The organism is Cyanobacterium aponinum PCC 10605, from assembly GCF_000317675.1.
Taxonomy (GTDB): Bacteria; Cyanobacteriota; Cyanobacteriia; order Cyanobacteriales; family Cyanobacteriaceae; genus PCC-10605.
Window position 1 is genome coordinate 1,839,488 of the sequence record NC_019776.1, and the last position, 25,176, is coordinate 1,864,663.

At 36.5% G+C, this 25,176-nt stretch carries 14 protein-coding genes; 8 read left to right on the forward strand and 6 right to left on the reverse strand.

Annotation, left to right across the window (positions count from 1 at the left end):
• Positions 1-12: 12 nt before the first annotated feature.
• A complete protein-coding gene (locus CYAN10605_RS07695; protein ID WP_015219373.1) occupies positions 13-3,990 on the reverse strand; it encodes a tetratricopeptide repeat protein in 3,978 nt (1,325 codons plus the stop codon).
• 170 nt (positions 3,991-4,160) lie between these two features.
• On the opposite strand from CYAN10605_RS07695, the gene CYAN10605_RS07700 reads away from it, so the two are divergent.
• The 4 genes from CYAN10605_RS07700 to CYAN10605_RS07715 all read left to right on the forward strand — a co-directional run bounded on the left by CYAN10605_RS07700 (position 4,161) and on the right by CYAN10605_RS07715 (position 12,563).
• A complete protein-coding gene (locus CYAN10605_RS07700) occupies positions 4,161-5,795 on the forward strand; it encodes an ABC1 kinase family protein (protein ID WP_015219374.1) in 1,635 nt (544 codons plus the stop codon).
• A 972-nt stretch (positions 5,796-6,767) separates the two neighbouring features.
• Positions 6,768-8,549, forward strand: coding sequence for an iron uptake porin (locus CYAN10605_RS07705; protein WP_015219375.1), 1,782 nt, complete (start codon positions 6,768-6,770; stop codon positions 8,547-8,549).
• Between the two features lie 174 nt (positions 8,550-8,723).
• Complete coding sequence (locus tag CYAN10605_RS07710) at positions 8,724-11,906, forward strand: valine--tRNA ligase (RefSeq protein ID WP_015219376.1); 3,183 nt, start codon at positions 8,724-8,726, stop codon at positions 11,904-11,906.
• 210 nt (positions 11,907-12,116) lie between these two features.
• Positions 12,117-12,563: an HmpF-related protein gene (locus CYAN10605_RS07715; RefSeq protein WP_015219377.1), complete on the forward strand. Its 447-nt coding sequence runs from the start codon at positions 12,117-12,119 to the stop codon at positions 12,561-12,563.
• Between the two features lie 353 nt (positions 12,564-12,916).
• Here CYAN10605_RS07715 and CYAN10605_RS07720 read toward each other — a convergent pair whose 3' ends face one another.
• Together CYAN10605_RS07720 and nadA are read right to left on the reverse strand one after the other, a co-directional pair.
• Positions 12,917-14,494 carry an NAD(P)H-quinone oxidoreductase subunit 4 gene (locus CYAN10605_RS07720; RefSeq protein WP_015219378.1) on the reverse strand — a complete coding sequence of 526 codons (1,578 nt, stop codon included), beginning with the start codon at positions 14,492-14,494 and terminating at the stop codon, positions 12,917-12,919.
• Positions 14,495-14,937: 443 nt separating this feature from the next.
• The gene (gene nadA / locus CYAN10605_RS07725) at positions 14,938-15,894 is read right to left on the reverse strand and encodes a quinolinate synthase NadA (protein ID WP_015219379.1); all 957 of its coding nucleotides are present in this window, start codon (positions 15,892-15,894) and stop codon (positions 14,938-14,940) included.
• A 128-nt stretch (positions 15,895-16,022) separates the two neighbouring features.
• Between nadA and CYAN10605_RS07730 the strand changes: the two genes are divergently transcribed.
• The 3 genes from CYAN10605_RS07730 (at position 16,023) to mrdA (ending at position 20,304) form a co-directional block, all read left to right on the forward strand.
• Entirely contained in the window at positions 16,023-17,252 is a 1,230-nt protein-coding gene (locus tag CYAN10605_RS07730; RefSeq protein WP_015219380.1) for a methionine gamma-lyase family protein, read from the forward strand.
• Between the two features lie 150 nt (positions 17,253-17,402).
• On the forward strand, positions 17,403-18,125 hold the full coding sequence (gene radC, locus CYAN10605_RS07735) for a RadC family protein (protein ID WP_015219381.1): 723 nt from the start codon (positions 17,403-17,405) through the stop codon (positions 18,123-18,125).
• A 358-nt stretch (positions 18,126-18,483) separates the two neighbouring features.
• Complete coding sequence (mrdA, locus tag CYAN10605_RS07740) at positions 18,484-20,304, forward strand: penicillin-binding protein 2 (RefSeq protein ID WP_015219382.1); 1,821 nt, start codon at positions 18,484-18,486, stop codon at positions 20,302-20,304.
• A gap of 70 nt (positions 20,305-20,374) precedes the next feature.
• Here mrdA and CYAN10605_RS07745 read toward each other — a convergent pair whose 3' ends face one another.
• Entirely contained in the window at positions 20,375-21,124 is a 750-nt protein-coding gene (locus tag CYAN10605_RS07745; protein ID WP_015219383.1) for a metallophosphoesterase family protein, read from the reverse strand.
• 116 nt (positions 21,125-21,240) lie between these two features.
• Here CYAN10605_RS07745 and CYAN10605_RS07750 point away from each other — a divergent pair, with 116 nt between their 5' ends.
• Positions 21,241-21,834 carry a MiaE family protein gene (locus CYAN10605_RS07750; protein ID WP_015219384.1) on the forward strand — a complete coding sequence of 198 codons (594 nt, stop codon included), beginning with the start codon at positions 21,241-21,243 and terminating at the stop codon, positions 21,832-21,834.
• Between the two features lie 196 nt (positions 21,835-22,030).
• Here CYAN10605_RS07750 and CYAN10605_RS07755 read toward each other — a convergent pair whose 3' ends face one another.
• Both CYAN10605_RS07755 and CYAN10605_RS07760 read right to left on the reverse strand, forming a co-directional pair.
• On the reverse strand, positions 22,031-23,551 hold the full coding sequence (locus CYAN10605_RS07755; RefSeq protein ID WP_015219385.1) for a serine/threonine-protein kinase: 1,521 nt from the start codon (positions 23,549-23,551) through the stop codon (positions 22,031-22,033).
• Between the two features lie 115 nt (positions 23,552-23,666).
• Positions 23,667-24,722, reverse strand: coding sequence for an AI-2E family transporter (locus CYAN10605_RS07760; protein ID WP_015219386.1), 1,056 nt, complete (start codon positions 24,720-24,722; stop codon positions 23,667-23,669).
• Positions 24,723-25,176: the final 454 nt, after the last annotated feature.

Below are 25,176 nucleotides of genomic sequence, written 5' to 3' on the forward strand. Positions count from 1 at the left end.
AATTAATAACTATTAACTATTTAGTTTTTGACGGCAAATTTCTGCTTCCTGAGTATAACCTCCCTTCTCATAGTATTTTATCGCAGTTTCCAAATCATCCATTTTTAAACAGGCTAAAGCCGCTTTTTGCCATTCACTTAAAAATTGCCACAGTTGTGCGGCTTCTTCCCATTGCTGTTGATTCTCACAAACCATTGCTAACCTTTGCCAATTATTTAATTGTCGCCAACAATCCTCGGCTTTTTGCCAATTTTCGGCTTTTTCATAACATAAACCTGCTTTTTCTATTTCTTTAATGGAAAACCATGCTTTTCCCGCTTCTTCCCATTTTTGTTGATGTTCGCAAACAAGGGCTAATTTTTCCCATTTCCACGATTTACGCCAACATTCTTCGGCTTTTTCCCAATGTTTGCATTTTTCATAACATAAACCTGCTTTCTCATGATTGCTTGCTTTAAGGTAATTTTCAGCGGCTTTTTCCCATTCTTGTAATTGTTCATAAGCATTGGCACTTTTTTCCCAATTTTGCACTCCCGAGGGGTTTTGCTGTGCCGCACGAGCCCAGTATTGAGCGGCTTTTTGCCAATTGTCGCATTGTTCATAACAAAGGGCGGCTTTTTCAAATTGATTAACTTTCAACCAATCCAGAGCGGCTTTTTGCCATGAGCCTTGTTTTTTACAAACATACTCTAGTTTTTCCCAATTTTCCAATTCCTGCCAACAATCCTCTGCTAAGTGCCACAATTCCCCGTTTTCAAAACAAAGGGCGGCTTTTTCTTTCTCTCCTATTTGTTGCCATGCTCTTCCTGCTTTTTCCCATTCTTGCAATTTTTCCCACTCTTGGGCAGATTCTTGCCATTTTTCTTGTTTTTCGAGGTTTTCAGCGAGGCGATCGCTTTTTTGCAAGGTTTGCCAATGTTTTTGAGCTAAATGCCATAATTCTCCTTCTTCAAAACAAAGGGCGGCTTTTTCCAACTGATTAATTTTTTCCCATGCTTCTCCTGCTTTTTGCCATTCTCCCAAATTTTCCCAACTTTCAGCCGCTTCTTGCCATTTTCCTTGTTTTTCACCAGCTAGAATACTTCTATACCAATTTTTGGCTTCTAACCACGCTTTTTCTGCTTGATCCCATTTTTCTGATTGCTCATAACATAGTCCTTGTAATTCATTTGGGTTTGTTTTACTCCAAGCCTGTGCCGCTTCTTCCCATTTATTTTGTTGTTGAAGTGCGATCGCAACAAAACCCCAATATCCTAATTTCTGCCAGATACTCTCGGCTAAATCCCATTGATTTCCTTTTTGATAACATAAAGCGGCTTTTTCCATTTCCGTAATTTTTAGCCATGTTTGAGCCGCAGAAATCCATTTTTCTTCATGTTCATAAGATAAAGCTAACTCTCGCCAATTTCCCAATTCTTCCCAACATTTTTGTGCTTCCGTCCATTTTTGTGCTTTTTGCCAACAATTTGCCGCCCTTTCTATATCTCCATCTTTTTGCCAACAATTACCTGCTTTTTCCCATTGATTTAACTCTTCCCAAATTAACGCAATTTTTTTCCATTGACCTAGCTTTGTCCACATTTTTATCGCCAACTTCATTTGTTCTGATTGACGATAAAATTTATCCGCTAAATCATAATATTCATTTGCTCTTTCTAATAGGTTTCTTTCCAAACATTCATCACCTGCTAATTCCCATTGATTATCCCGTGCTAAACATCTTAATTTTCCTTCAAAATCATTACCTTTTTCATAACATAATTTTGCTAATTTATAATTATTAATTTTCTCAAAATATAATCCTCTTTTTTGCCACTCTTCATTATCCAAAACAGACCATTTAGCTAACCATAATTTATGATCAACTTCATTCCAGCAATTAATCGCATAATCAAAAAGACCTACTTTATTCCAAATATCCCCTGCTTTACCATAATTTCCCTTTTTCTCTTCCCAAAGAGCATTAACTTTGTTTAACCCAAATTCGTCTTGATAAAGATTGTAAATTTGCTCTGCTATTTGATAACTTTTATTATTCCCTAACTCTAAATATTTATCAGCAATATGTATTTCTTGATCCGAACTATATTTTCTATTAAACATTGATTCTAGTTCAGTTTCATAACCGATTTCTAGCGTTTGATTAATCTCAGACTCATTCCAGATACTGTCAAAAGTATCATCATAAAAATATACCTGTTTTCTTCCTAAATTAGAACATAAATATATTAAGTCTTGCTTATACACTGTTGGATTATTACAATCATATAAGCTACCAATCTGAGAATTAAAAATGTCATTATTACTATCAAAAGGCTTCCAAATTAAAACTTCTTCAAAATCTAAGCTATCTACTTCATTAAAGCTAATGATTCTTTCACTATCTTGAGAAAAAATATTTTGTAATCTTGCTTTTTCTGCTTCGCTAAATACAATAATCGCACTATCAATATTGAGAGATGATTTATTTATGATAAATTCCGAGTTTATTTCTGAAATGACTAAAGGTTTATTAAAGGATTGAATCCATGATTTATGATTGAGAGAAATCCCCGCTATGCTAGCTATTTTCGATTGAAGATTAACTATATTTTTATTATATAAAAAGCTACCATTTAACTCAGTATTTTCAATTAATTCTCTAATTTTTGCCCACTGAGGTAATTTGTGAAAACAATTAATTAAAATCTTTTTTAATCTATTCCAACTTTGGTTATTAACTTTCAAATAATTATCGTTATCCCCCACAAAAAATATTTGTGGTAAATAATCATCATTGGATTTTATTTTTAGTAACTTTAATATAAATTGTGTTTGTAATTCTGAAAAATTTTCCACTCCATCAATATAAACAACATCAAAATCTCCCTGATAATTGCTAGGTAATTGACGCAGTAAATATTGAGTCAAATCTAATTCATCCCAATAGTTTTGCGAAATTAGCCATTCTTGATAATAGGTTGCTAAATTATAAATGAAATTAAAATCTGAATTTGACGGAAAAACACTTTGATTTGTTAAAGCTAGGTATTCTTTAAGACTAAGTAGATTATTTTCCCCCCTAATACTTTTAAATGAGCCTTTTATTAGTATCCTGATTTCTTCCCACAAATACTCTGGATTAAGGGAAATTACTTGTTGACTCTTAAAAAACTCCTCATAAAATTTATAAAAAGTAACCTGTCTTTGGGATAGAAATTTATAGTTAAAAATTAGGGGATATTTTTCTATAATATTTTTCCCTAAATGAAGATAATTAGTAAAGTTAATATTATTATCACTAACTATTTTTTGACTAATCTTTTGATATTTTTGAGCATCTGATTTACTTTTAGTTAAAAACAGTATTTTTTTTGGTAAATCTTCTTCTAGCTTTCCCTCTTCTATTAGAGCAGAATAGAGGGCTGTAGTGGTTTTTCCTGTACCTTTATGACCCGTAATAATAGCGGGAAAATGAGGACTTTTAGTAATTATTTCTTCTTGTTGAGGAGATAAAATAACCAAATTACTACTTCCTTTGGTTGAGGAAAAAATATATTTAGCGGAAAAATCATCTTTGCTAAAAGAAAAATATTCTATGTTTATCTGTTCTCTCGGGTCAACGGTACCGATTATTTGCTCTGAGTAACTGAACTGATTAGAATCAAAAAATATTTCTATATATTTAGAAAATTCTGAATTATTATCGATAAAATTTTCTATTTTTTTAGCTAGATTATTAACGGAAATAATATCTACTATTTTGACAACGCATTTCCCATTATTTTCTACTAAAAAGCTGGATATGCAAATATTACTATCGGAAAAAAAGAGGGCAATTTTTTGATATTTATTAGGGAAGAATAATTTTATTTTATCTTGAGAATCTTTTTGATTGATTAACTCCGAGAAATTTTTAACAAAGTCAATAGGGACGTGGGTTGACAAAGAGTAAAGTTTTAACCAAAGTTGAGAAGAAATTTTAACGATTAGTTCTGTGGAGGTCATCATGGAGCTATGAATCAATAGGAGGTTTTTTAATAGTATAATAGTATAAATTAGTTTAAGAAAAACGGTGAAATAGTTAATTTAATTTGCTGTCAACACGAAAATAAAATTCAGAAGTTTGTCTTTAAAGTATTAGTATTAATTATAAATCCAAAGACTAATATACATCAATTATGTTTTCCTTAACTCAAACCAGTACTCGTCAAAGAGAAATTGTAGAAATTGTTTTAGGTAATGGTTGGGATTATATGCGTAGTGTTTTGACAGGGGGAAAATCAGATCGCCCTCAACTTCCACCACCGGAGGTACTACGTAAAATTTTAGTAGAGTTAGGTCCTTTTTATGTCAAGTTTGGACAACTATTAAGTACTCGTCCAGATTTATTACCTCCTCAATATATAGAGGCTCTGACAGCCCTTCAAGCCCAAGTACCACCAGTGCCTTGGGGACTCATTGAAAAAACTTTGATGGAGCAATTAAATCAACCCCTAGATAAAATTTTTGCTGATATAAATCATAATCCTATCGCTGCAGGTTCGATCGCACAGATACATAAAGCAACTCTTGTTACTGGTGAAGAAGTTGCGATTAAGGTTCAACGCCCAGACATAGAAAGAATCGTCAATCAGGATATAAATTTGATTAAAAGTATTGCTGAAATAGTTGCACTCACAGACTTTGGCAATGATTATGATGTGGTTACTTTAGCTGATGAGTTTACAAAAGCAGTACAAGCAGAGTTAGATTTTCGCCAAGAAGCACAATTTACCGATAAACTCAGATTGAACCTTAGCAATAGTAATTGGTTTGATAGTAAACAATTAGAAATTCCGCAAATATATTGGGAGTTTACCACTGAGAAAGTTTTATTAATGGAGTGGCTTGACGGTAAACCAATCTTAGACGCTGACATAGCTCCTGACAGCAAAAAAAGACAAGAAATTAGTACCTTATTATTTAGAGCATTTTTTCAGCAAATTTTTATAGATGGTTTTTTTCATGCTGATCCTCATCCCGGTAATATATTCTATTTGAGTGATGGCAGATTAGGAATAATTGACTGTGGGATGATTGGCAGACTTGACCCTCGTACTCAGCAACTATTGACGGAAATGCTTTTAGCAATCGTTGATATAGATGCTCAAAGATGTGCCCAATTGACTCTTGAGTTATCAGAAAGCAATAGCTACAAAACTAATTTAGCCCAACTGGAAAATGATTATAGTCGTATGCTGAGAAAATACTATAATCTCAGTTTATCTCAATTGAATTTCAGTGAAGTATTCTACGAAGTGTTAGACGTTTCTCGTCGGAATAAAATCAAACTCCCCGGCAATATGGGATTATATGCCAAGAGTTTAGCTAATTTAGAAGGTGTCGCTCGTAAGTTTAACCCCGAAATTAACCTTCTTGCAGAAATAAAGCCCTTAATTACCGATTTATTCCGTCGTCAGTTAATTGGTGATACTCCCTTCCAAACTTTATTTAGGACAGTCTTAGATTTAAAAGCAATTAGTTTGCGATCGCCCCGTCAAATAGATGTAATCTTAGATAGACTAAGTTCAGAAACTTTCCAATGGAAACTTCAACTTAGAGAATTAGAAGGTTTAAGGCGTAGTTTAGACGATTCTGCTAACAGATTATCTTTTAGCATAGTAGTTGGTTCTCTGACTATGGGTGCCGCAATTATTTCCACTGGGGCAACCACTGCTCAACTTATCTTTATCAGTAATATTCTTTTTGCCGCCGCCACTTTTCTCGGTATTTGGCTTATCGTTAGTATATTGCGATCGGGCAAATTAAAATAACCTGAGTTTTGGATAGGCTAAAAGCATTATTTTCTCACAGATTAACTAACATAATCTTGAGCAATCTTTAGTTGAAGATAAAATGTCCAGTGGTATTAAGGAATTAAGGGTTAGGAATTGAATTTCAATTAAAAATCTGTAAAATAAAAAAACACTCTTGCCATTTCCAAGAATCATGATCTACAATTAAATCAAACAAAATTTTAAAGCCGTTAAGGGAAACAGGAGGTGATGCCCATGATAGATAGTAGTAGTAATTTCGTGGGGTCTTTAGGTTCTCAGATTCGGCTGTGTGCTGGAGCTGTTTAGTTTTTAAATATACTTATACATCTATTTGACTAACAAATATTGAGTTATAAGCATTTTTTAAACCATTCCTTCCAGCAGTCAGAAGTCTGATAATTTAAATGCCCTTATAAAAAAATTAAAGAGAGAGTTCCAGCAAGTTAGTAGGTCAGCCTAGTTAACTTCTTGGGGCTCTTTCTTTATGGGACATTATCGAAAATACTTAAAGTTTTGCCTCTAGGAATCAAAACTCTTTTCAAGGGAAGATTTTAACTACAACAAAATCCGTATTTTTTACATTTGAATCAATGTAATTGACACAACCTCAGTTATTCAGCAGGAATGTGCAATTTAGGCTGGTATCTTATGTCATGTTTCTCTAACTTAAGAATAAATTAATTTAGTAGGATTTTTCTTCGGTTATATTTACTTTTTCTCCTATCCATTTATTCTAATAACCGTAAAAATAATAGGGATAAAAATGCTTTTTCGTACTATTCGGAGAAATCTATGGGAAATAAAATAATATTAAGTAAAAGTTAAGATACCTTAACAAAATGATTAAAATTTTAGTGAACAATAAATTTTTCATGCTAATATGATATTCAGAAATAAACAAAAATCTATCTAGCTCTTTGAGGGCAGATTATTAACTTCCAATAAATTAAGGTGTGAGGAAGCTCAACAATGAAAAAAAACTTTTGGCAATCTATTACAGTTACTCCTATCATCGTAGGAGCCAGTTTATTAGCAAATTCTCCCGCTAAAGCTGGTGAAGAAATCAATTTAGCCCAAGCTAATAACGATAGTAACACTCAAATTATTAATCAATTAGATAGTTACGGTGCAGAGGGCGGAGTTACCTCTCAAGATCAAGTAACCAGTGTTTCTCAGTTAAGAGACGTATCTCCTACTGATTGGGCATTTGAAGCGTTAAGAAGCCTTGTTGAACGCTACGGTTGTATCGTTGGTTATCCCGATCGTACCTATAGAGGAAACAGAGCATTAAGTCGTTATGAATTTGCGGCTGGTTTAAACGCTTGTATGCAACAAATGGAACGTTTAATTGCTTCTAGCGAATCAGTATTAAGAGAAGACATTGAAAAACTAAAACGCTTAATGTCTGAGTTTGAAGCTGAGTTAGCGGCATTGGGTGCAAGAGTTGATAACTTAGAAGGCAGAGTTGCATTCTTAGAAGATCATCAGTTCTCTACAACTACTAAGTTACAAGGGGAAGTAATCATTGCTTTAACTCAAGCCTTTGAAGATGGTAACCAAGCTATTTTAGGTAATCGTGTTCGTTTAGCTTTAAATACCAGTTTCACAGGGGAAGACAACCTTGTTACCCGTTTATCTGCTGGAAATTTTGGAGCATTTAATACCACAGGTACTAACCGCTACAGAACAGGTGGCTTACCTATTACTAACGTCCCAACTTCTGGAAGTAGTGGTACTACAAATCAAACCTTCAACCTCTATCCCGGTTCTGGAAATGATGTTTTAGTTGACTGGTTAGCATACTATGCTCCTATCAAATTAGGTAAAGATTCACAAATTCAAGCCTACTTAGCCGCTTTTGGTGGTATTCACAGCGACTACACTCCTACTCTCAATCCTTTCTTTGAAGATTATGACGGTGGTAATGGTGCGTTAAGTACCTTTGCTTCTGAAAACCCCATCTATCGTATTGGTGGTGGTTCTGGTGCCGGTTTAAGTTATCAATTAGGTTTCTTAGAAGGTTTACTCGGACCTAGCACTTTAACCGTAGGTTATCTTGCTGGTGGTGCAAGTAGTGCCGCTTCTCCTGCTGACGGTGAAGGTATTTTCAATGGTGACTATGCTTTATTAAGCCAATTAAACTTTAACCTCAGTGATACTGTTGCTTTAGGTTTTACCTACGTTAATGCGTTCCAAAAAGCTGATACTGCTTTATTTGGTGGTGGCGGTACTGCAGGAATTGTTGGTACAACATTCGCTAACCAAAGTGCATCTGCTCTTAATGAACGTTTTCAGAGTCGTTTCCCCGGAGCAACGGTTGATCAGAAAGATAAAATTGTCAATTCTTACGGAAGCCAATTTGCATGGCGTATCACTGACTCTATCAGCTTCAGTGCCTTCTTCAACTATTCTAACGTAACCAGAATTGGTCGTGGAAATGATGACATCTGGACCTATGGCGGTGGTTTTGCATTCCCTGATTTAGGTAAAGAAGGAAGTGTTTTAGGTATCTTTGCTGGTGTTCAACCCTATAATGCTTCTCCTACTTACTTCATCACTGATGCGGCTGGTAACTCTCGTCGTGTTCGTGTTTCTAGTACCACTCTTCCTGTTCACGTAGAGGCTTTCTACAAGTATCAGTTAACTGACAATATCTCATTGACTCCCGGTGTAATTTGGGTTAATTCCACAAATCAAGGACAAAATGACGATCAGATCATCGGTACATTAAGAACCACTTTCACTTTCTAATATCCTTTAAACGAATAGTAAGTGTAAATAAAAAAATAAAAATTATTTTCCCGCTCGTTCAATCGAGTGGGTTTTTTTATGTTGATTTGGTAAGTTTTGAGAGTTAATCTGTGGGAAAATAAATAAGATCACAATAGATAAATATTTATATTTAACTAAAAAAATTCTATTATTATGACTACACCCGAAACCATCTTACCTCCTCAATATGATCCTCAGATAACAGAAGCAAAGTGGCAAAAATTTTGGCAAGAAAAAGAAACCTTTAAAGCTAATCCCGATAAGGGAGGAGAAACTTATGCGATCGTAATTCCTCCTCCAAATGTTACAGGCACTCTACACATGGGTCATGCTTTTAATACTTCCTTGATTGATACCCTTGTGCGTTATAACCGTATGAAAGGAAGAAATACCCTTTGTTTACCCGGTACAGATCATGCTAGTATTGCGGTACAGACAATCATTGAAAAGCAACTCAAAGCCGAAGGTAAAACCCGTTACGATTTAGGTAGAGAAAAGTTTTTAGAAAAGGCTTGGGAATGGCGCCATCAATCAGGAGGCACTATTGTTAATCAGTTACAGCGATTGGGGTTATCTGCTGACTGGAGTAGGGAAAGATTCACCCTCGATGAGAATTTATGTGATGCGGTAAAAACTGCTTTTGTGCAACTGTATGAAGAAGGATTGATTTATCGTGGTCAATATATGGTGAATTGGTGTCCAGAATCTCAATCGGCGGTGTCTGATTTAGAGGTAGAAAATAAGGAAGTTGATGGACATTTATGGCATTTTCGTTATCCTTTAACGGAAGGGGATGGATATGTAGAGGTTGCTACCACTCGCCCTGAAACGATGTTAGGGGATACCGCCGTGGCAGTAAATCCCTATGATGAGCGTTATCAAGATTTAATTGGTAAAACCGTTACTTTGCCTATTACTAATCGTCAGATTCCCATTATTGCTGATGAATTTGTCGATCGCGCTTTTGGTACAGGATGTGTTAAAGTGACACCAGCCCACGACTATAATGATTTTCAAATAGGTAAACGTCATGATCTACCTTTCATTAATATCTTAAATAAAGATGGGTCAATTAATGAAGAAGGAGGAGAATTTGCAGGACAGGATCGCTTTGTCGCGCGTAAGAATGTGGTGAAACGACTAGAGGAAGAAGGATTTTTAGTCAAAGTTGAAGATTATCGTCATAGTGTACCATACAGCGATCGAGGTAAAGTACCTGTTGAACCTTTACTGTCAACTCAATGGTTTGTGAAAATCGAACCCTTAGCCAAAAAAGCCTTAGCAGAATTAGACGATAATCAATCCCCTCATTTTGTGCCTGAAAGATGGGAAAAAGTCTATCGTGATTGGTTAGTTAAATTACAAGACTGGTGTATCTCTCGACAACTGTGGTGGGGACATCAAATTCCTGCTTGGTATGTTACCAGTTTAACTAATGGGGAAATTACCGATGAGACTCCTTTTGTTGTGGCACATGATGAAAAAAGTGCGAGGGACAAAGCTGTTGAAAAATATGGTGAGGATATTATTTTAACTCAAGATCCAGATGTATTAGATACTTGGTTTTCTTCTGGGTTGTGGCCTTTTTCTACCATGGGATGGCCTAACAATACCGATGATTTTAATACTTACTTCCCCAATACCACTATGGTGACGGGATTTGATATTATCTTTTTCTGGGTTGCCCGTATGACGATGATGTCAGGTCACTTTACTGGTAAGATGCCTTTTAAGGACGTTTATATTCATGGTTTGGTAAGGGATGAAAATGGCAAAAAAATGTCAAAATCCGCCAATAATGGCATTGATCCTTTACTTTTATGCAATAAATACGGTACAGATGCCTTAAGATACACTTTAATCCGTGAAGTAGCTGGTGCGGGGCAAGATATTAGTTTACAATATAACCGTAAAACCGATGAATCCGAGTCGGTAGAAGCCTCCCGTAATTTTGCCAACAAGTTATGGAATGCGGCGCGTTTTGTGTTGATGAATTTAGATGGTAAAACCCCCGCCCAATTGGGCTATCCTAATTTAACTCAACTAGAAGGATGCGATCGCTGGATAATATCACGTTTTAATCAAATTGTCAAAGAAACTGAAACATATCTTGATAATTACGGATTAGGGGAAGCGGCAAAGGGATTATACGAGTTTATTTGGGGTGATTTTTGCGACTGGTATATCGAGTTAGTGAAAACTCGTTTATGGCAAGATAAAGATTCTGCTTCCCGTAAAGTAGCACAACAAACCCTTGCTTATGTTTTAGAAGGTATCCTCAAATTGTTACATCCTTTCATGCCTCACATCACCGAGGAAATTTGGCACACTTTAACTCAAAATAGCGATGATAGTCTAGCTCTGCAATCTTTACCTGTGGTAGATGAATTGATGGAGTTAACTACTATTCAAAAAATGACTCAACCTTCCCTTATCAGTTTTGAAAATACCGAGGAAGGCACTATCGTTAAATTAGGTCATCAAGTAGTAAGTTTATTAGATCAATTACCCGAACAAATTAGCAGTTTCCTGAGAAAATATCAACAACCTTTTACCGTAGTTGCGATCGCATTTTTGGTATTAGTAGTTATTCAATTGATTTCCTCTATTACCACCGCTATCCATGATTTTCCCTTACTTTCTCCTTTCTTACGCCTAATTGGTTTAGGTTATACGGGATGGTTTATCTATCAAAATTTCATCTTTGTGGAGAAAAGACAGGAAACTTTGCAATGGTTAGCCAACTTTAAAGAAGAGATATTCGGTAATATTCAAAAAAATGACTCTTTAATTAAGATAGAAACGGAAGAAACTCCCTCAGTTATTACCCCTACCTTTACCACTCTCATCGATGAAGAATTGGAAACTAGCTTTAGTCTTCTTTTCGAGACAATACGCGCTATTCGTAATCTTCGTGCGGAAGCAGAAATTAAACCAGGAGTAAAAGTTAACGCCATTCTACAATCAGAAAACCCTGAAGAAAGGCAGATTTTGCAACAAACTCAAAACTATATCATAGAATTAGCAAAAGTCGAGAATTTAACTATAACTGACAGTTTAACCGATGAAGTTTCAAAAGCGATCGCTTCTGTAGTAGGTACAATTCAAATTTTGATTCCTTTAGAAGGTATAATCGACATCGAGAAACTAACGGCAAAACTAGAGAAAAAACTCTCTAAAATTGAAGGGGAAGTTAAATCCTTAGAAGGACGTTTAAACAATCCTAATTTTGTTAATAAAGCACCCAATGACATTATCGAAAATGCTCGTAATGCCTTAGCAGAAAGCAAAATTCAGGGAGAAATCTTACAAAAACGCCTAGAATTACTAAAATAATTAGAGTAAAGGGAAAAAGACAAAGTTAAAAGGGCAAGGGGCAAAGGGCAAACCCCCCTTTATACCTCCTCAAGAGGGGGGAGGGCAAAGGTAAATAGTTAATAATTAAAAACCCCGAACCTCGAACTCGTCTTCCCTAATCCCCAAAAACCCCAACACCCTAAGCCTCTATTTCCCCCAAAAACCTAAACCCTAAATTGATTATCAAAGATGTTGCATTTAGCCGAAGTTATTAGAGATACTGACACAGGAAAATTTTTATTAAATCTTCTTGCTGTGGAGGAGTCTAAATTACAATGGACTTTTTGCAACAATCAATATATCCCTTTAGATAATGATGATGATAATTTTAAAGAGGGATTATTATTGTTAGTGGAATTAAATAATCAAGGACAGATTTTACGTTGTCAATCAGCCAAAGACTGGATTTTAAATTTACTCAAAGAATATTTAATTGAAGGGAATTTTCGCAGTAATATAAATATAAATATACCTGAAGAAGAGGCAAGGCTGGAAAAGTGGCGTCAAGAGTTGACTTCTCAGAGTCAAGATTTAACTCGTATTCGCTTAGAAGTGGAAACAAGACGAGAAGAATTACAGGAGTTAGAACAAACTTTATCATGGGAAAAAGAAAAACTTAAATCCCAACATCAATAAATCAAAAGGGCAACGAGTAACTGGAATTAAGACAAGGGAATAGGGAAAAGGCAACAGGCAAAGTTGAAAATGAAAGGGGCAAAAGACAATAATTTGAGTTTGGAGTTAAAGTCGTTTTAAATAGAGAATGAAACAAAATCAAAATCTCTAGCTCTTGTTTATCAAAGAATTAAATTTTTAAAAGTGTCTCAAAGTTAATTTAAATAACTACAAGATAAAAAAGAAATTTCCCGTAAGGGTTGAATATATTCAACCCCTACAACCCTAAGCCCTTACTTCGCCTTCTCACTCTTTTCCACCATCACCAATACCCTGACACCTGCCCTTTCTGATATTTTTAAGCGGAAGTGAGGTTAATTATTAATCTCTGCAATTGTAAAATTAGCAGGAATATTCTCAACAGAATGATTGACAATTACCTCTAAAGAAGCCCTTGTTTTACTGGCTACTTGCACAGTTTTTAAATCATAACTTTCCGTTGCCAATTTAGGATAAAGTCCGATCGCAATTATAGGTATAATTAAACAAACGGTAATAAAAACTTCACGGGGTTTAGCATCAAGTTGAAAACCATCTAACTTTAAACTGGTAACATTTTCGCCGTAAAAAACAACCCTTAACATAGACAGTAAATAGATAGGAGTTAAAATTAAACCAACCCCCGCTAATACCGTTACCACAACCTTAAATACTGAGCTATAAGCATCACTTTGGGCAAAACCTAAAAATACACTTAACTCACTAACAAAGCCACTCATTCCGGGTAAAGCCAAAGAAGCCATAGAGGCGGCAGTAAATAAAGCAAAAGTTTTTGGCATGGATTTTGCCATACCGCCCATTTCATCCATCATTAAAGTATGAGTACGCTCATAAGTTACCCCAGAGAGGAAAAATAACGCCGCCGCAATCAAACCATGAGATAACATTTGCAACATTGCCCCATTCATGCCTAAATCGGTAAAAGCGGCAATACCTACTAAGACAAAACCCATGTGAGAGATGGAAGAAGAAGCAAGACGACGTTTTAAATTAGTTTGAGCAAAAGCAGTAAAAGCCCCATAAACGATGTTAATTACCCCTAAAATTACTAATAAAGGAGCAAATTTAATATGGGCATCTGGTAACATTTCCAAATTGAAACGAATTAAACCATAACCACCCATTTTTAACAATACCCCCGCCAAAATCATGGAAACTGGAGCGGATGCTTCGCTGTGGGCATCTGGTAGCCAAGTGTGAAAAGGGAAAATAGGTAACTTCACACCAAAAGCGATTAAAAATCCCACATAAGCTAATACTTCTAAAGCAATGGGATAATTTTTCATGCCTAATTCAGCCATGTTGAGGGTGAAATTATCCCCATAAAATGCCATTGCTAAACCTGCCACAAGGATAAAAATAGAAGCTAAAGCAGTGTAGAGAATAAATTTAGTGGCGGCGTAAAGACGTTTTTTCCCACCCCAGATAGAAATTAAAATATAAACGGGAACTAACTCTAATTCCCACATAATAAAGAATAATAATAAATCTTGAGCGGCAAAAACACCAATTTGAGCGCTATATAAAACTAACAATAAGAAGAAATATAATTTCGATTTTTTTTCTACTTGCCAAGAAGCGAGAATGGCAAGGGTAGAGATTAAGCCAGATAAAACAATTAGGGGCATGGATAAACCATCAACCCCTAAACTCCAAGTTAAACCAATTTGCGGAAACCAACTATAAGATTCTTGTAGTTGAAAATTTGTGTCGTAGATAGAATAATTTTGCCAAAAACCGTAAACGATTAAGCAAAAATTTATTAAAGCAATAGTCAAACTATAATTTCTAATATTTTTTCCGTACTTATCGGGAATGAGGGGAATTGCAAAAGCACCGATAAGGGGTAAGGCAATGACGGCTGTTAGCCAAGGAAATTCTGCACTAAACATGATAATAAGAATTTATACTTAGTGGTATGATTCCTATTCTATTAAGTTTTGTAAAGAATGACAAGGAGTATATTCTTTTATTAATTGCATTTGCCCCTTGCCCTTTTCTTAATTGTTAATTAATAATTCCAATAACATCCTTTTTTATCTTATTAACGTAAGACTCCCATTAAATAACAAGTTTGAGTAGAGTTACCGTAGGTGACGGCAAACAACGTTATGCTATAATTGATGATGTGGAGTTAACGTCCACCTACGGGGAGTCCCTCCGAAAGTCAAGGCTAACCATGAATTGGCATGGTGTCTAGGTTTCCTAGATGGATGTATGACCCAGTAAGGTAAGTACCAGTCAGCCTAGCAACCCTCGTGAGAGAGGAGGGAATTGCAAGTAATTGCAGTTCAGAATCTCCCATTACAATCTATTGATTTAATGGTGAGAGTCTTCAAGACATTTCCAACATTCTCTGAATAGGTTGTAAGGCTTTTTGCTGAATGCTAGGGGGAATTTCAATATTAGGAGTACGATTTTTTAGAGCTAAATAAACTTTTTCTAAGGTATTTAATCTCATGTAAGGGCATTCGTTGCAATTACAATTATTTTCTGGGGGGGCAGGAATAAAAGATTTATGGGGGGCATCTTTTTGCATTTGATGAATAATTCCGGGTTCAGTGGCTATAATAAATTCGGAAGAATTACTTTGCATGGCATATTTTAATAATGCCGTTGTGGAGCCGATATAATCTGCATGGCGTAAAACAGGAGTCTCGCATTCAGGGTGAGCAAGGATTTGAGCTTGGGGATGTTCTATTTTTAGTTGAACAATTTTTTTCTCAGAAAATGTTTCATGAACAATACAACTACCATCCCACAATACCATTTCTCTCCCTGTTTGTTCCATTACATAACGACCTAAATTACGATCGGGTGCAAAGATTATTGGTTGTTCTGGGGGGATTTGTTGTACAATTTTAACGGCATTGGAACTGGTGCAGATAATATCACTTAATGCTTTAATTTCGGCGGTACAGTTTATATAAGATATAACGATATGGTCTGGATGTTGTGCCTTGAATTGAGCAAATTTATCGGGGGGGCAACTGTCAGCTAGGGAACAACCTGCTTCTAAGTCTGGTAAAAGTACTAATTTATCGGGGTTGAGGATTTTTGCCGTCTCTGCCATGAAGTGGACTCCTGCGAATAAAATAACATCCGCAGAAGTTGAAGCGGCTTGTTGAGATAATCCCAAAGAGTCTCCTATATAGTCCGCTATATCTTGAATATCTCCTTCTTGGTAATAGTGAGCGAGGATAACGGCATTTAATTCTTTTTTCAAAGATGCGATCGCACCAAATAAATCTTGAGGCAAGTTTGAGTTAGGTAAAGTGGTAGCTGTAAACACGATGAATCCCTATCCCTTAAATTGATAAATTATAGATATTTAGTTATCTTCATTATAAGATGCAATCGGTGCAGTACGCTTCCATTCGTGAATTCAACGACAAATATTAAACGACATTTACATCCAGTATGAATATTGATTTATTAATTGATTCAGCCCAAGAAAAACTATTACCTACCTTTGCAGAAATTGATCAACAGGTAAAACATCATTTAAACAAAATCTTAACAGCATTTCGAGATCATCGAGTGGGAGTGCATCATTTTTCTAGTGTAAGCGGTTATGGTCACGATGATTTAGGTAGAGACGTATTAGACCAAATTTTCGCTCAAGTTTTTGAGGCTGAAAAAGCCGCCGTGAGAATACAATTTGTTTCGGGAACTCATGCGATCGCATCCTGTCTCTACGGGGTATTACGTCCTAATGACGAAATGTTAGCAGTCGCAGGACATCCTTACGATACCCTAGAGGAAGTAATTGGAGTACGGGGCGAGGGACAAGGTACATTACAAGAATGGGGAGTAAAATATCGAGAATTAGCCCTAACAGATGAAGGAGGCATTGATTGGGAGGGTTTAGCCACCGCCGTCAAACCAGAAACCAAATTAGTATTAATTCAACGCTCTTGTGGTTATTCTTGGCGACAAAGTCTTTCTGTTGCCGATATTGCCCGAGTTGTACAGTTAGTAAAAAAACAAAATCCCGATACTGTCTGCTTTGTGGATAATTGCTATGGAGAATTTATCGAAAAAAGTGAACCCACCGCCGTGGGAGTCGATTTGATGGCAGGGTCATTAATTAAAAATCCGGGTGGTACAATCGTTACCGCAGGAGGATATGTCGCAGGAAGAGAAGACTTAGTAGAAAAAGCCTGTTGTCGTTTAACAGCCCCCGGTATTGGTAGCAGTGGAGGGGCAACATTTGAGCAAAATCGCCTTTTATTTCAGGGGTTTTTTCTTGCACCTCAGATGGTAGCCGAAGCAATGAAAAGTAGTCACCTAATTGCTTATGTTTTTTCTGAATTGGGCTATGAAGTAAACCCTTTACCTTTTACTCCCCGTCGAGATATTATTCAAGCAGTTAAACTAGGTAGCCCTGATAAATTAGTAGCTTTTTGCCGTGCCATTCAAAAAAATTCCCCCATCGGTTCATATTTAGACCCTGTACCTGCACCCATGCCCGGATATGATACAAATTTAGTTATGGCAGGAGGTACTTTTATTGACGGTAGTACTTCTGAATTTTCTGCCGACGGTCCTTTACGTGAACCTTACATTGTTTTTTGTCAGGGAGGAACTCATTGGACTCACACTGCGATCGCACTTAAGTCAGCTTTGGAAGCATTCAGTGGCAATTAACAAGTCATTAAAGGGCAAACCCCCCTTTATCCCCCCTCTCGAGGGGGGAGGGCAAAGGTGAATAGTGAATAATTAAAAACTCTGAAACCAGATCTTAAATCGACAAACGAGGTTACAATAAAGATTAAGATTTCATTTTGTAACAATGACATGGTTTATAATCTGAGGATCGCAGATTTACCTTTAAGTGAACGCCCTAGAGAAAGATTATTAGAATTAGGAGCAAGGAATTTAAGCTCGGCGGAGTTAATTGCCATTTTATTAGGTACAGGGCAAGGAAAAGGCAAACTATCGGCGGTAGGATTAGCTCAATATATTTTGAATCAACTGGGTCAAAATAAACAAGATCCTTTGGATGTGTTACGTACTATTTCTCCCACAGAATTAATGGAGATTCAGGGTATAGGTCCTGCTAAAGCCACAACCATTCTTGCTGGTGTAGAATTAGGAAAAAGAGCATTTCAATTTCGCCCCTGTGCAAGGGCGATTATTGACAGTCCAAATGCGGCGGCGGCGGCTTTCAGTCACGAACTAATGTGGCAATCTCAAGAGCGTTTTGCCGTGCTATTATTAGACACAAAAAACAGTTTAATCAGTACTCAGGTTATTACAATTGGTATTGCAACAGAAACTTTAATTCATCCTCGTGAGCTGTTTCGAGAAGCGATTAGGCAGTCTGCTACAAATATAATTATTGCTCATAATCATCCTTCGGGAAATTTAGAGCCTTCCATCGAAGATTTGAACTTAACGAAGCGATTATTGGAATCAGCAAAAATAATTGGCATTCCCATTTTAGATCATCTTATTATCGGTAATGGAGATTATCGAAGTATCCGACAAAATTCTTGCTTATGGGAAGATGAAGAATAAACGGCTATATAAGAATGTTGGTTCTTCAGAGTGTGGTTATGATAAATTAACAGAAAATAACTTCTATAACCTTTATTGAATAGTGTTTATAGTAAAACAAAACTAAAAGTTTATAAATTATTATTTAATAATCCCCTATTGCCTCTTGCCTCTTGCCTACCAAACACTAATAATTTACACGACGAGAAGTGATAGAGCCAGAATGTTTAATTGCAAATAACTGATACTGATTAATTTCTTTCCAACGCCCTCTAATATAATAAATGATTGTCATAAATTATCCTCTTTAAAGAGGGTTTGCCGTAGGCAATTATTGGACTTAACCCTGTGATTTATAAACATCCCCATCTCAAATAATATGCAACTAACCTCAATTATTAAAAAGTCTAAGAAATCTTCCTTAAAAAGTCGTCAAGTTACTTTTTCTGATACTCGTAATCAACGGCAAAAAATTTGGTTGAATGTGGGACAAAAAGACCAACCTATATTTATCATGTTGCTTATTAGTCTTTTCTTTTTTGGTGCGATCGCATCTCGATTAGCATATATACAATTAGTAGAAGGGAATACATATCAGGAAAAAGCAGAAAACAATCGTACTAAAATTCTCCCTAAACCCCCCGTCAGAGGTAATTTATATGACCGTAAAGGCAGAATATTAGGGGCTACCCGTTTATCCCACTCAGCTTATTTATGGCCTATTGTACGAAAACAAGAAAATTGGGCGGAAATTCGCTCTGTATTAGCACAAATTCTTAATATCCCTGAAACAGAGTTGCAAAAAACCCTCGAACAAGAAAACTACGACTCTCCTACCTTAGTTCGTATTGCCCGTAATCTCACCCCTCAACAAATTACGGCTATTGAAGAAAATCGTAATTTACTCTCAGAAGTAGAAGTCGATACCGATACTATCAGATATTATCCCCATGGGAAAAATGGTTCTCATGTATTAGGATATACCAGAGAAATTAACGCAGAAGAACTCGCCCAAAGAAAAGAGCAAGGTTATCGTTTAGGGGATGTCATCGGTAAAATGGGAGCTGAGTCTGCTTTTGAGTCCGATTTGAGGGGAGAATGGGGAGGAATACTTTTAGAAAGAGATGGTGCAGGAAAAGTTTTAGGAAAATTAGGGCTGAAAGAAGCAAAAGCAGGAAATGATGTCACTTTAACTCTTGATTTAGATTTACAAAAAGCCGCAGAACAAGCATTAGGCGATCGCAAAGGAGCAGTTGTTGCCCTTGATCCCCGTGATGGTAGTGTTTTAGCAATGGTTAGCTATCCCGGTTTTGATCCCAATATTTTCTCTGGAAAAATCACCACTCAGTTATGGAAAGAAGTACAAGGAAAAGGTAATCCTTTTATTAATCGTAGTTTACGAGGATTTCCTCCCGCTTCTACCTTTAAAATCGTAACTGCCACTGCGGGATTAGAATCAGGCAAATATAAACCCAGTACAATTCTTCCTACCTATGCTTATTTAAGAGTTGGTGGCACAGCCTTTGGAGAATGGAATCGATCAGGATTTGGCCCCATGGGTTTCGTTAGGGCAATGGCTTGGAGTAGTAATACTTTTTTTGGACAAATTGGCAATGGAGTGGGAGGAGAAACCCTAATTGAGTGGGCAAGAAAATATGGCTTTGGCAGTAAGACAGGTATTGAATTAGAAGAAGATACCCCCGGTTTAATTGCTGACAGTCAGTGGAAAAAGGAAAGATTTAATTGGGAATGGACTGTAGGCGATACAGTTAATATGTCTATCGGACAAGGTTTTACCCTCGCAACACCCTTACAAGTAGCAGTTATGTTTGCTGTTCCTGCCAATGGGGGTAATCTTGTAGTACCTCACCTGCGTCAAGATCCTTCCTACCTTGAAAAACGTAAATCCCTAGACTTAAAGCCTGAAACCTTAAAAACCCTTAGAGAAGGTTTAAGAGCCGTCGTTACGAACGGTACAGGGGGTAAAGCGGCAGTAGATGGAGTGGCAGTAGCAGGAAAAAGTGGTACAGCCGAAGCACCACCGGGAAAATCTCATGCTTGGTTTGGAGCATTTGCTCCCTATGAGAACCCTGAAATAGTTGTGGTTGCCTTTGTTGAGCATTCAGGAGGTGGAGGCGGTTCAACCGCAGGTCCCATTGTACAGAAAGTTTTAACGGCTTATTTTGCTCAGAAAAAATGATTGGAACCGCAGAAGGGAGTGTCAGAGTCGGAGGCAATTCTCTGAAATCATCCCTTCAACTTCTGAAAACTTAAAACAACACCTTTTGACGACGGGCGAACAATTTACGAGTGTTAACGTTATGGGTTACTTCAGACAGAGGAAGAGAACGGAAATTTTTGCCAAAACTATCTACCTGATAAACAGTATTCGTGTTTAAATCTAAGGCACTTAGCCATCCTTGCTCATGATGATAAACTCCTGTATCTATGCCGAGCCATCCTTCTCCTTTGGCAATTTGACCCGGTTTTAGTCCGTTAAAGGTAAAGGTTATGGTGTGACCAATGATGATTGTTTTATCTTGAAAATAGGGCTTTTCACTACTGTGAAATTCTGAGCGAATCCAACAAAATTGATCTGGGGATTGTTGAGTAATATTTAAACGGGGGTCAACTCCAGCATGAACTAACCAATAATCTCCTAAGTCAAAGAAGAAGGGAAGACTTTTCATCCAGTCTATATGTTCAGCCGAAGGCATTTTATGACCATAACTCATTACAGTGGCGTTGCCTCCATTTTGTAACCACGATTGGAAGGCTTGATGATTAAGTTTTCCGTTTCCTAACGCATCGAGTAACATAATTTCGTGATTACCAAGGATGCAATGGTAGTCATTTTTCATGACAAATTCTACCACCTGAGAACTTTCAGGACCACGATCAATTAAATCTCCTAAAAAATAAACTTGATCCTCGCTTAGGGGAGCAATGTGATTAAACAAGGAACATAATGCTTCGTAGTGACCATGAACATCTCCGATAACCAATCTTTTATTACTCATTCTATTTATTTAAGATATTTATGTTTACTAATAGAAATATATAAGTTTTTATCCTAGTCTAACTAAATTTATTTTATTATGGGTAGGCTGGTTATTTTTTGATTGCTTACAAATTCGTGTTTAGTTTCACTAAAATTAACTTACTTTGTCAACCCACTCAGTCTGCATGGTTAGAACAGGCTTTGGATAACCTTGATCTCATTTTACTTGATCATTCTCATTGTGAACGCAAAGCGGCGGGGGTGGCGGTGAATTTTTTATTTCGCTATCCTGCCCATGAGGATTTAGTTTATCAGTTAACAGCGATCGCACAGGAGGAGTTAGAACATTTTGAGCAGGTAAATCAATGGTTAAAGAGAAAAAATATTCCTCTTGCTCCCTTAAAACCTTCTCCTTATGGTGCTACTTTGAAACAGGCTATTAAAAAACAAGAACCTCACAGACTTTTAGATTCTCTGCTTGTCTCTGCTTTAATTGAAGCGCGATCGCATGAAAGATTAGGATTACTTGCCCAACATTGCCCTGATTTAGAGTTAGCAAAGTTTTACCGAGGGTTAATGGCTTCTGAAGCTAGACATTATGGCATTTACTGGGTATTGGCTACTCAATACTTCGATCGCACCATTGTTGATTTACGCCTATCTGAATTGGCACAACTAGAAAGTGATACTTTAAGTAACCTTCATCCTGAACCGAGAATTCATAGTTAATAAAGGCAAAAGGCAAGGGGTAAACCCCCCTTTATCCCCCCTAAATAGGAGCGGGGCTGTTTCATTTTCAAATTTTAAAAGAAAAATAAAGGCGATCGCCTAATAAAATAAGAGGGTTTCCCCAAATCCCCTACCACCAGCAGACAACTTCACATTGAACTCAAGTGAAGTTAAGAGTTTGAGAAAATTCGTTCACTTAAAAAATCTTCCACCAAAGACGACTACCATCAGGAAACGTTGTATTTCGATTTACCTTTGCAGATTTTAATTGTTGCTGATTAATTTTGGCATTTTTTAAGTTTGCCCCCGAAAAATTAGCGTTAGTCACATTGGCATTAGTGAAGTCGGCACTGCCTAAATTTGCCCCTGTAAAGTCAACGTTTTCAAGGTTGCTTTTGGAAAAATAAGCCTGAAACAAATTGGCATTAATAAAATTAGCATTCGTCAAATCGGCAGAGTAAAAATTGGCTTGAGATAAACTACTCTCTTTAAAATTAACCCCTTGTAATTGAGAATAGCGAAAAATACATTTAATTAATTTGCTTCCTTGTAGATTGAGGTTTTGCAACTCTTGGTCACTAAAGTCTTTTTTGCCGTTGTTGTGAGCATTAAAAAATCTTTCCTCATTCCATTTTAATAACATTTTCTTGGGGCGATCGCTTTTTGTTTTTCGTTTTTGGATTGCCTGTCTTAATTGTTGGGCAGGAGACATGGTTTTACTAATATCACCAACGGTAATTTCCGTTTCAGACAAAGAAGAAATATTTGCTCCAACGCTAGATACAGGAGTAGGAATACTTAACATATTACCTTCAAGGGATTCTACGTCAAGGGCAATAATCACATCGTCCACACTTTTGTAACGATCTCTAGCATTAATAGCCAACATTTTTTCTAAAATCTTAACCATTTTGTCACTCAGAGAAACTTCCTGTTGCCATAATAATTCACCGTTATCCGAGTCGATGGGAAAATTTTTCGGTGATTTCCCTGTTAACAAATAAAGGCACGTTGCTCCCAAAGCATATATATCACTAGAGTATATTGGACGCATGGCTAGTTGTTCGGGGGGGGCGTAACCCATTGTACCCACAGATAATTTAGTTAATGCCGTTTGTCCAAAGGTTTTCGCCAATTTGGTATTAACTTCATCTTTCACCGCACCAAAATCAATTAAGATTAGTTTCCCATCTTTTTTGCGACGTAAGATGTTTGCAGGTTTAATATCACGATGAATGATTTTTTGGGAATGGATATATTTTAAAACAGGGGTAATTTCTAGGAGAAATCTTCGTAAAGCTAACTCTCCATAAACTCCTTCATATTTTATTTCTCGTTGTAAATTTTGACCATTAACTAATTCTTGAATTAGATAAAATTGTCCTTGATCTTCAAAATAGTCTAATAATTTTGGTATTTGATGATGATTAATCTGACCTAAAATTTTCGCCTCTCTTTCAAACAAATTAATTGCCGTTTTAACCGCTTGGGGGTCATCTGCATTGGGGCGTAATTGTTTTATAACACACAAAGGATTTTCAGTTACAGTTAAATCTACTCCAATAAAAGTCGCACCGAATCCTCCTTTTCCTAAAACTTTAATGGCACGATAACGATTGTTTAAAATCAGATTTGCACCGCAGGTATAACATTGTTTTAGTTTAGGATGATTTTTCGGCTGGGAGCAATTAGGATTTAGACAATAACTAATAATCATGGGTGTATAAAAGTCAGTGGGTTTAGCTTCGATGGAGGCTTATAACATTAAAGATAACTTGATTTTCGACAATTTGTTTATAGTATTGAGTATCAGGAGATTAAACAATCAGAGACTAACTACTGGCATTTTCTTTCGTCAGTTTTGGTTTGAGATAAAGATTTTCTAATACCACCCCTGCCCCTGCTACCCAAGGAGGAACTATTAATGCTCCAATAATACCCAAAACTTGCACCCCACCCAACACTGCTAAGAGTTGGTATAAAGGCTCAATTTCCACACTTGAACCTACTAATAAAGGATCTAGTACATAAGTCTCTACATTTTGAATAATAACAAATAAGAGTAGAACCCACCAAAAAGTTAACCCCCCTTGGGCGATCGCAACTATTAAGGCAGGGATAGAGCCAATAACAGGACCAAAAAAAGGAATAAGGTTAGTAAAACCAGCAATAACCCCTAAACCAAGGGCAAATTCACTGATTCCGATGAATTTTAAGCCAATAGTAATGGCAACACCAAGGATAAGAGAAACTAAAATTCTACCCTGAATATATTTTCCCATGCGATCGCTCATAGGTGGGAATTGGGCTTCTAATTTCGCATCCCAAGGAGAAGGGAAAATACTGACAAAGTCTTTAATTAGTTTTTTTGAACCAGCTAATAAATAACCAGAAAGAATAATTGATAATAAGATATTAAAAATAGCTCCGACAATGCCTCTCGTAAGCCCTAAAGAACTTAAAATGACCTTCTGACTCGATCGCACTGCCCAAGATGCTAAAGCCTGTAAATCAAGCCACTGATCAATTAAATTTAAGGCTTGAGGCTCAGTAATACCAAAACGAATAATTAACGACTGAGTTAAATTTGTAATAATGTCCAAATATCCGGGAAGTTTTTGTAATAACCGCTCTATTTGAGCTATGACAGTAGGCCCAATTACTAATCCTCCCCCTGTAATAATTAAGATAATAGATAAATAAGCCAAAATAACTCCTAACCAGCGAGGAATACGCATTTTTTCCCCGCAATCGACAATAGGAGCAAGGGTAGCCGCCAAAACAACGGAAATCATTAATATAACCAGTAAACTTCTTAACTGCCACAGCAGAAGAATTAGTAAAACAGTTATCGCCACTAAGGCAATATTACGGAAAGAAATGGACATCAATCCCCTTATTGAATTAAGAATTAAGAATTAAGAATTAAGAATAAAAAACGCCTAACTTTCATTACTGTTACAGTCGAACGAGAAGTCACCTTCTCGCACTCTGCTTCAAAACTGTACGTGCGACTTTCACCGCATACAGCTCCTGAATAACAAAGCTCTTGACATGAGCAGAAATTAGTCTATTTCCTTGTTTGATGAGTTTTCACAGCTATATCTTTTACCTCAAAAAGGGTATCCAAAGCATAACACCATTACTTATCCCCAAACATCTTTGTTATCCGTCTCTTGTCTGCCTATCTTTGGAGTTACCCAAAAAGCATTTGCTTTTAGAGACATCCTCTCCCTTCAATGGTTTATGGATGGTTTCCTACTGTTTTCACAGAACCGTTGAGGGTTACTTCGTTCCTAATCATCATTGATTGAACTGTTAGGATGATGCTATCCACCGAGA

What these genes read in the sequence shown, in the direction of transcription:
- CYAN10605_RS07720 (WP_015219378.1), bottom strand. Translation starts at nt 14,494, where the DNA reads ATGTTTAGTGCAGAATTTCCTTGGCTAACAGCCGTCATTGCCTTACCC.
- radC (WP_015219381.1), top strand. Translation starts at nt 17,403, where the DNA reads ATGGTTTATAATCTGAGGATCGCAGATTTACCTTTAAGTGAACGCCCT.
- CYAN10605_RS07710 (WP_015219376.1), top strand. Translation starts at nt 8,724, where the DNA reads ATGACTACACCCGAAACCATCTTACCTCCTCAATATGATCCTCAGATA.
- CYAN10605_RS07730 (WP_015219380.1), top strand. Translation starts at nt 16,023, where the DNA reads ATGAATATTGATTTATTAATTGATTCAGCCCAAGAAAAACTATTACCT.
- CYAN10605_RS07745 (WP_015219383.1), bottom strand. Translation starts at nt 21,124, where the DNA reads ATGAGTAATAAAAGATTGGTTATCGGAGATGTTCATGGTCACTACGAA.
- CYAN10605_RS07715 (WP_015219377.1), top strand. Translation starts at nt 12,117, where the DNA reads ATGTTGCATTTAGCCGAAGTTATTAGAGATACTGACACAGGAAAATTT.
- CYAN10605_RS07760 (WP_015219386.1), bottom strand. Translation starts at nt 24,722, where the DNA reads ATGTCCATTTCTTTCCGTAATATTGCCTTAGTGGCGATAACTGTTTTA.
- CYAN10605_RS07700 (WP_015219374.1), top strand. Translation starts at nt 4,161, where the DNA reads ATGTTTTCCTTAACTCAAACCAGTACTCGTCAAAGAGAAATTGTAGAA.
- CYAN10605_RS07695 (WP_015219373.1), bottom strand. Translation starts at nt 3,990, where the DNA reads ATGATGACCTCCACAGAACTAATCGTTAAAATTTCTTCTCAACTTTGG.
- CYAN10605_RS07755 (WP_015219385.1), bottom strand. Translation starts at nt 23,551, where the DNA reads ATGATTATTAGTTATTGTCTAAATCCTAATTGCTCCCAGCCGAAAAAT.
- CYAN10605_RS07705 (WP_015219375.1), top strand. Translation starts at nt 6,768, where the DNA reads ATGAAAAAAAACTTTTGGCAATCTATTACAGTTACTCCTATCATCGTA.
- mrdA (WP_015219382.1), top strand. Translation starts at nt 18,484, where the DNA reads ATGCAACTAACCTCAATTATTAAAAAGTCTAAGAAATCTTCCTTAAAA.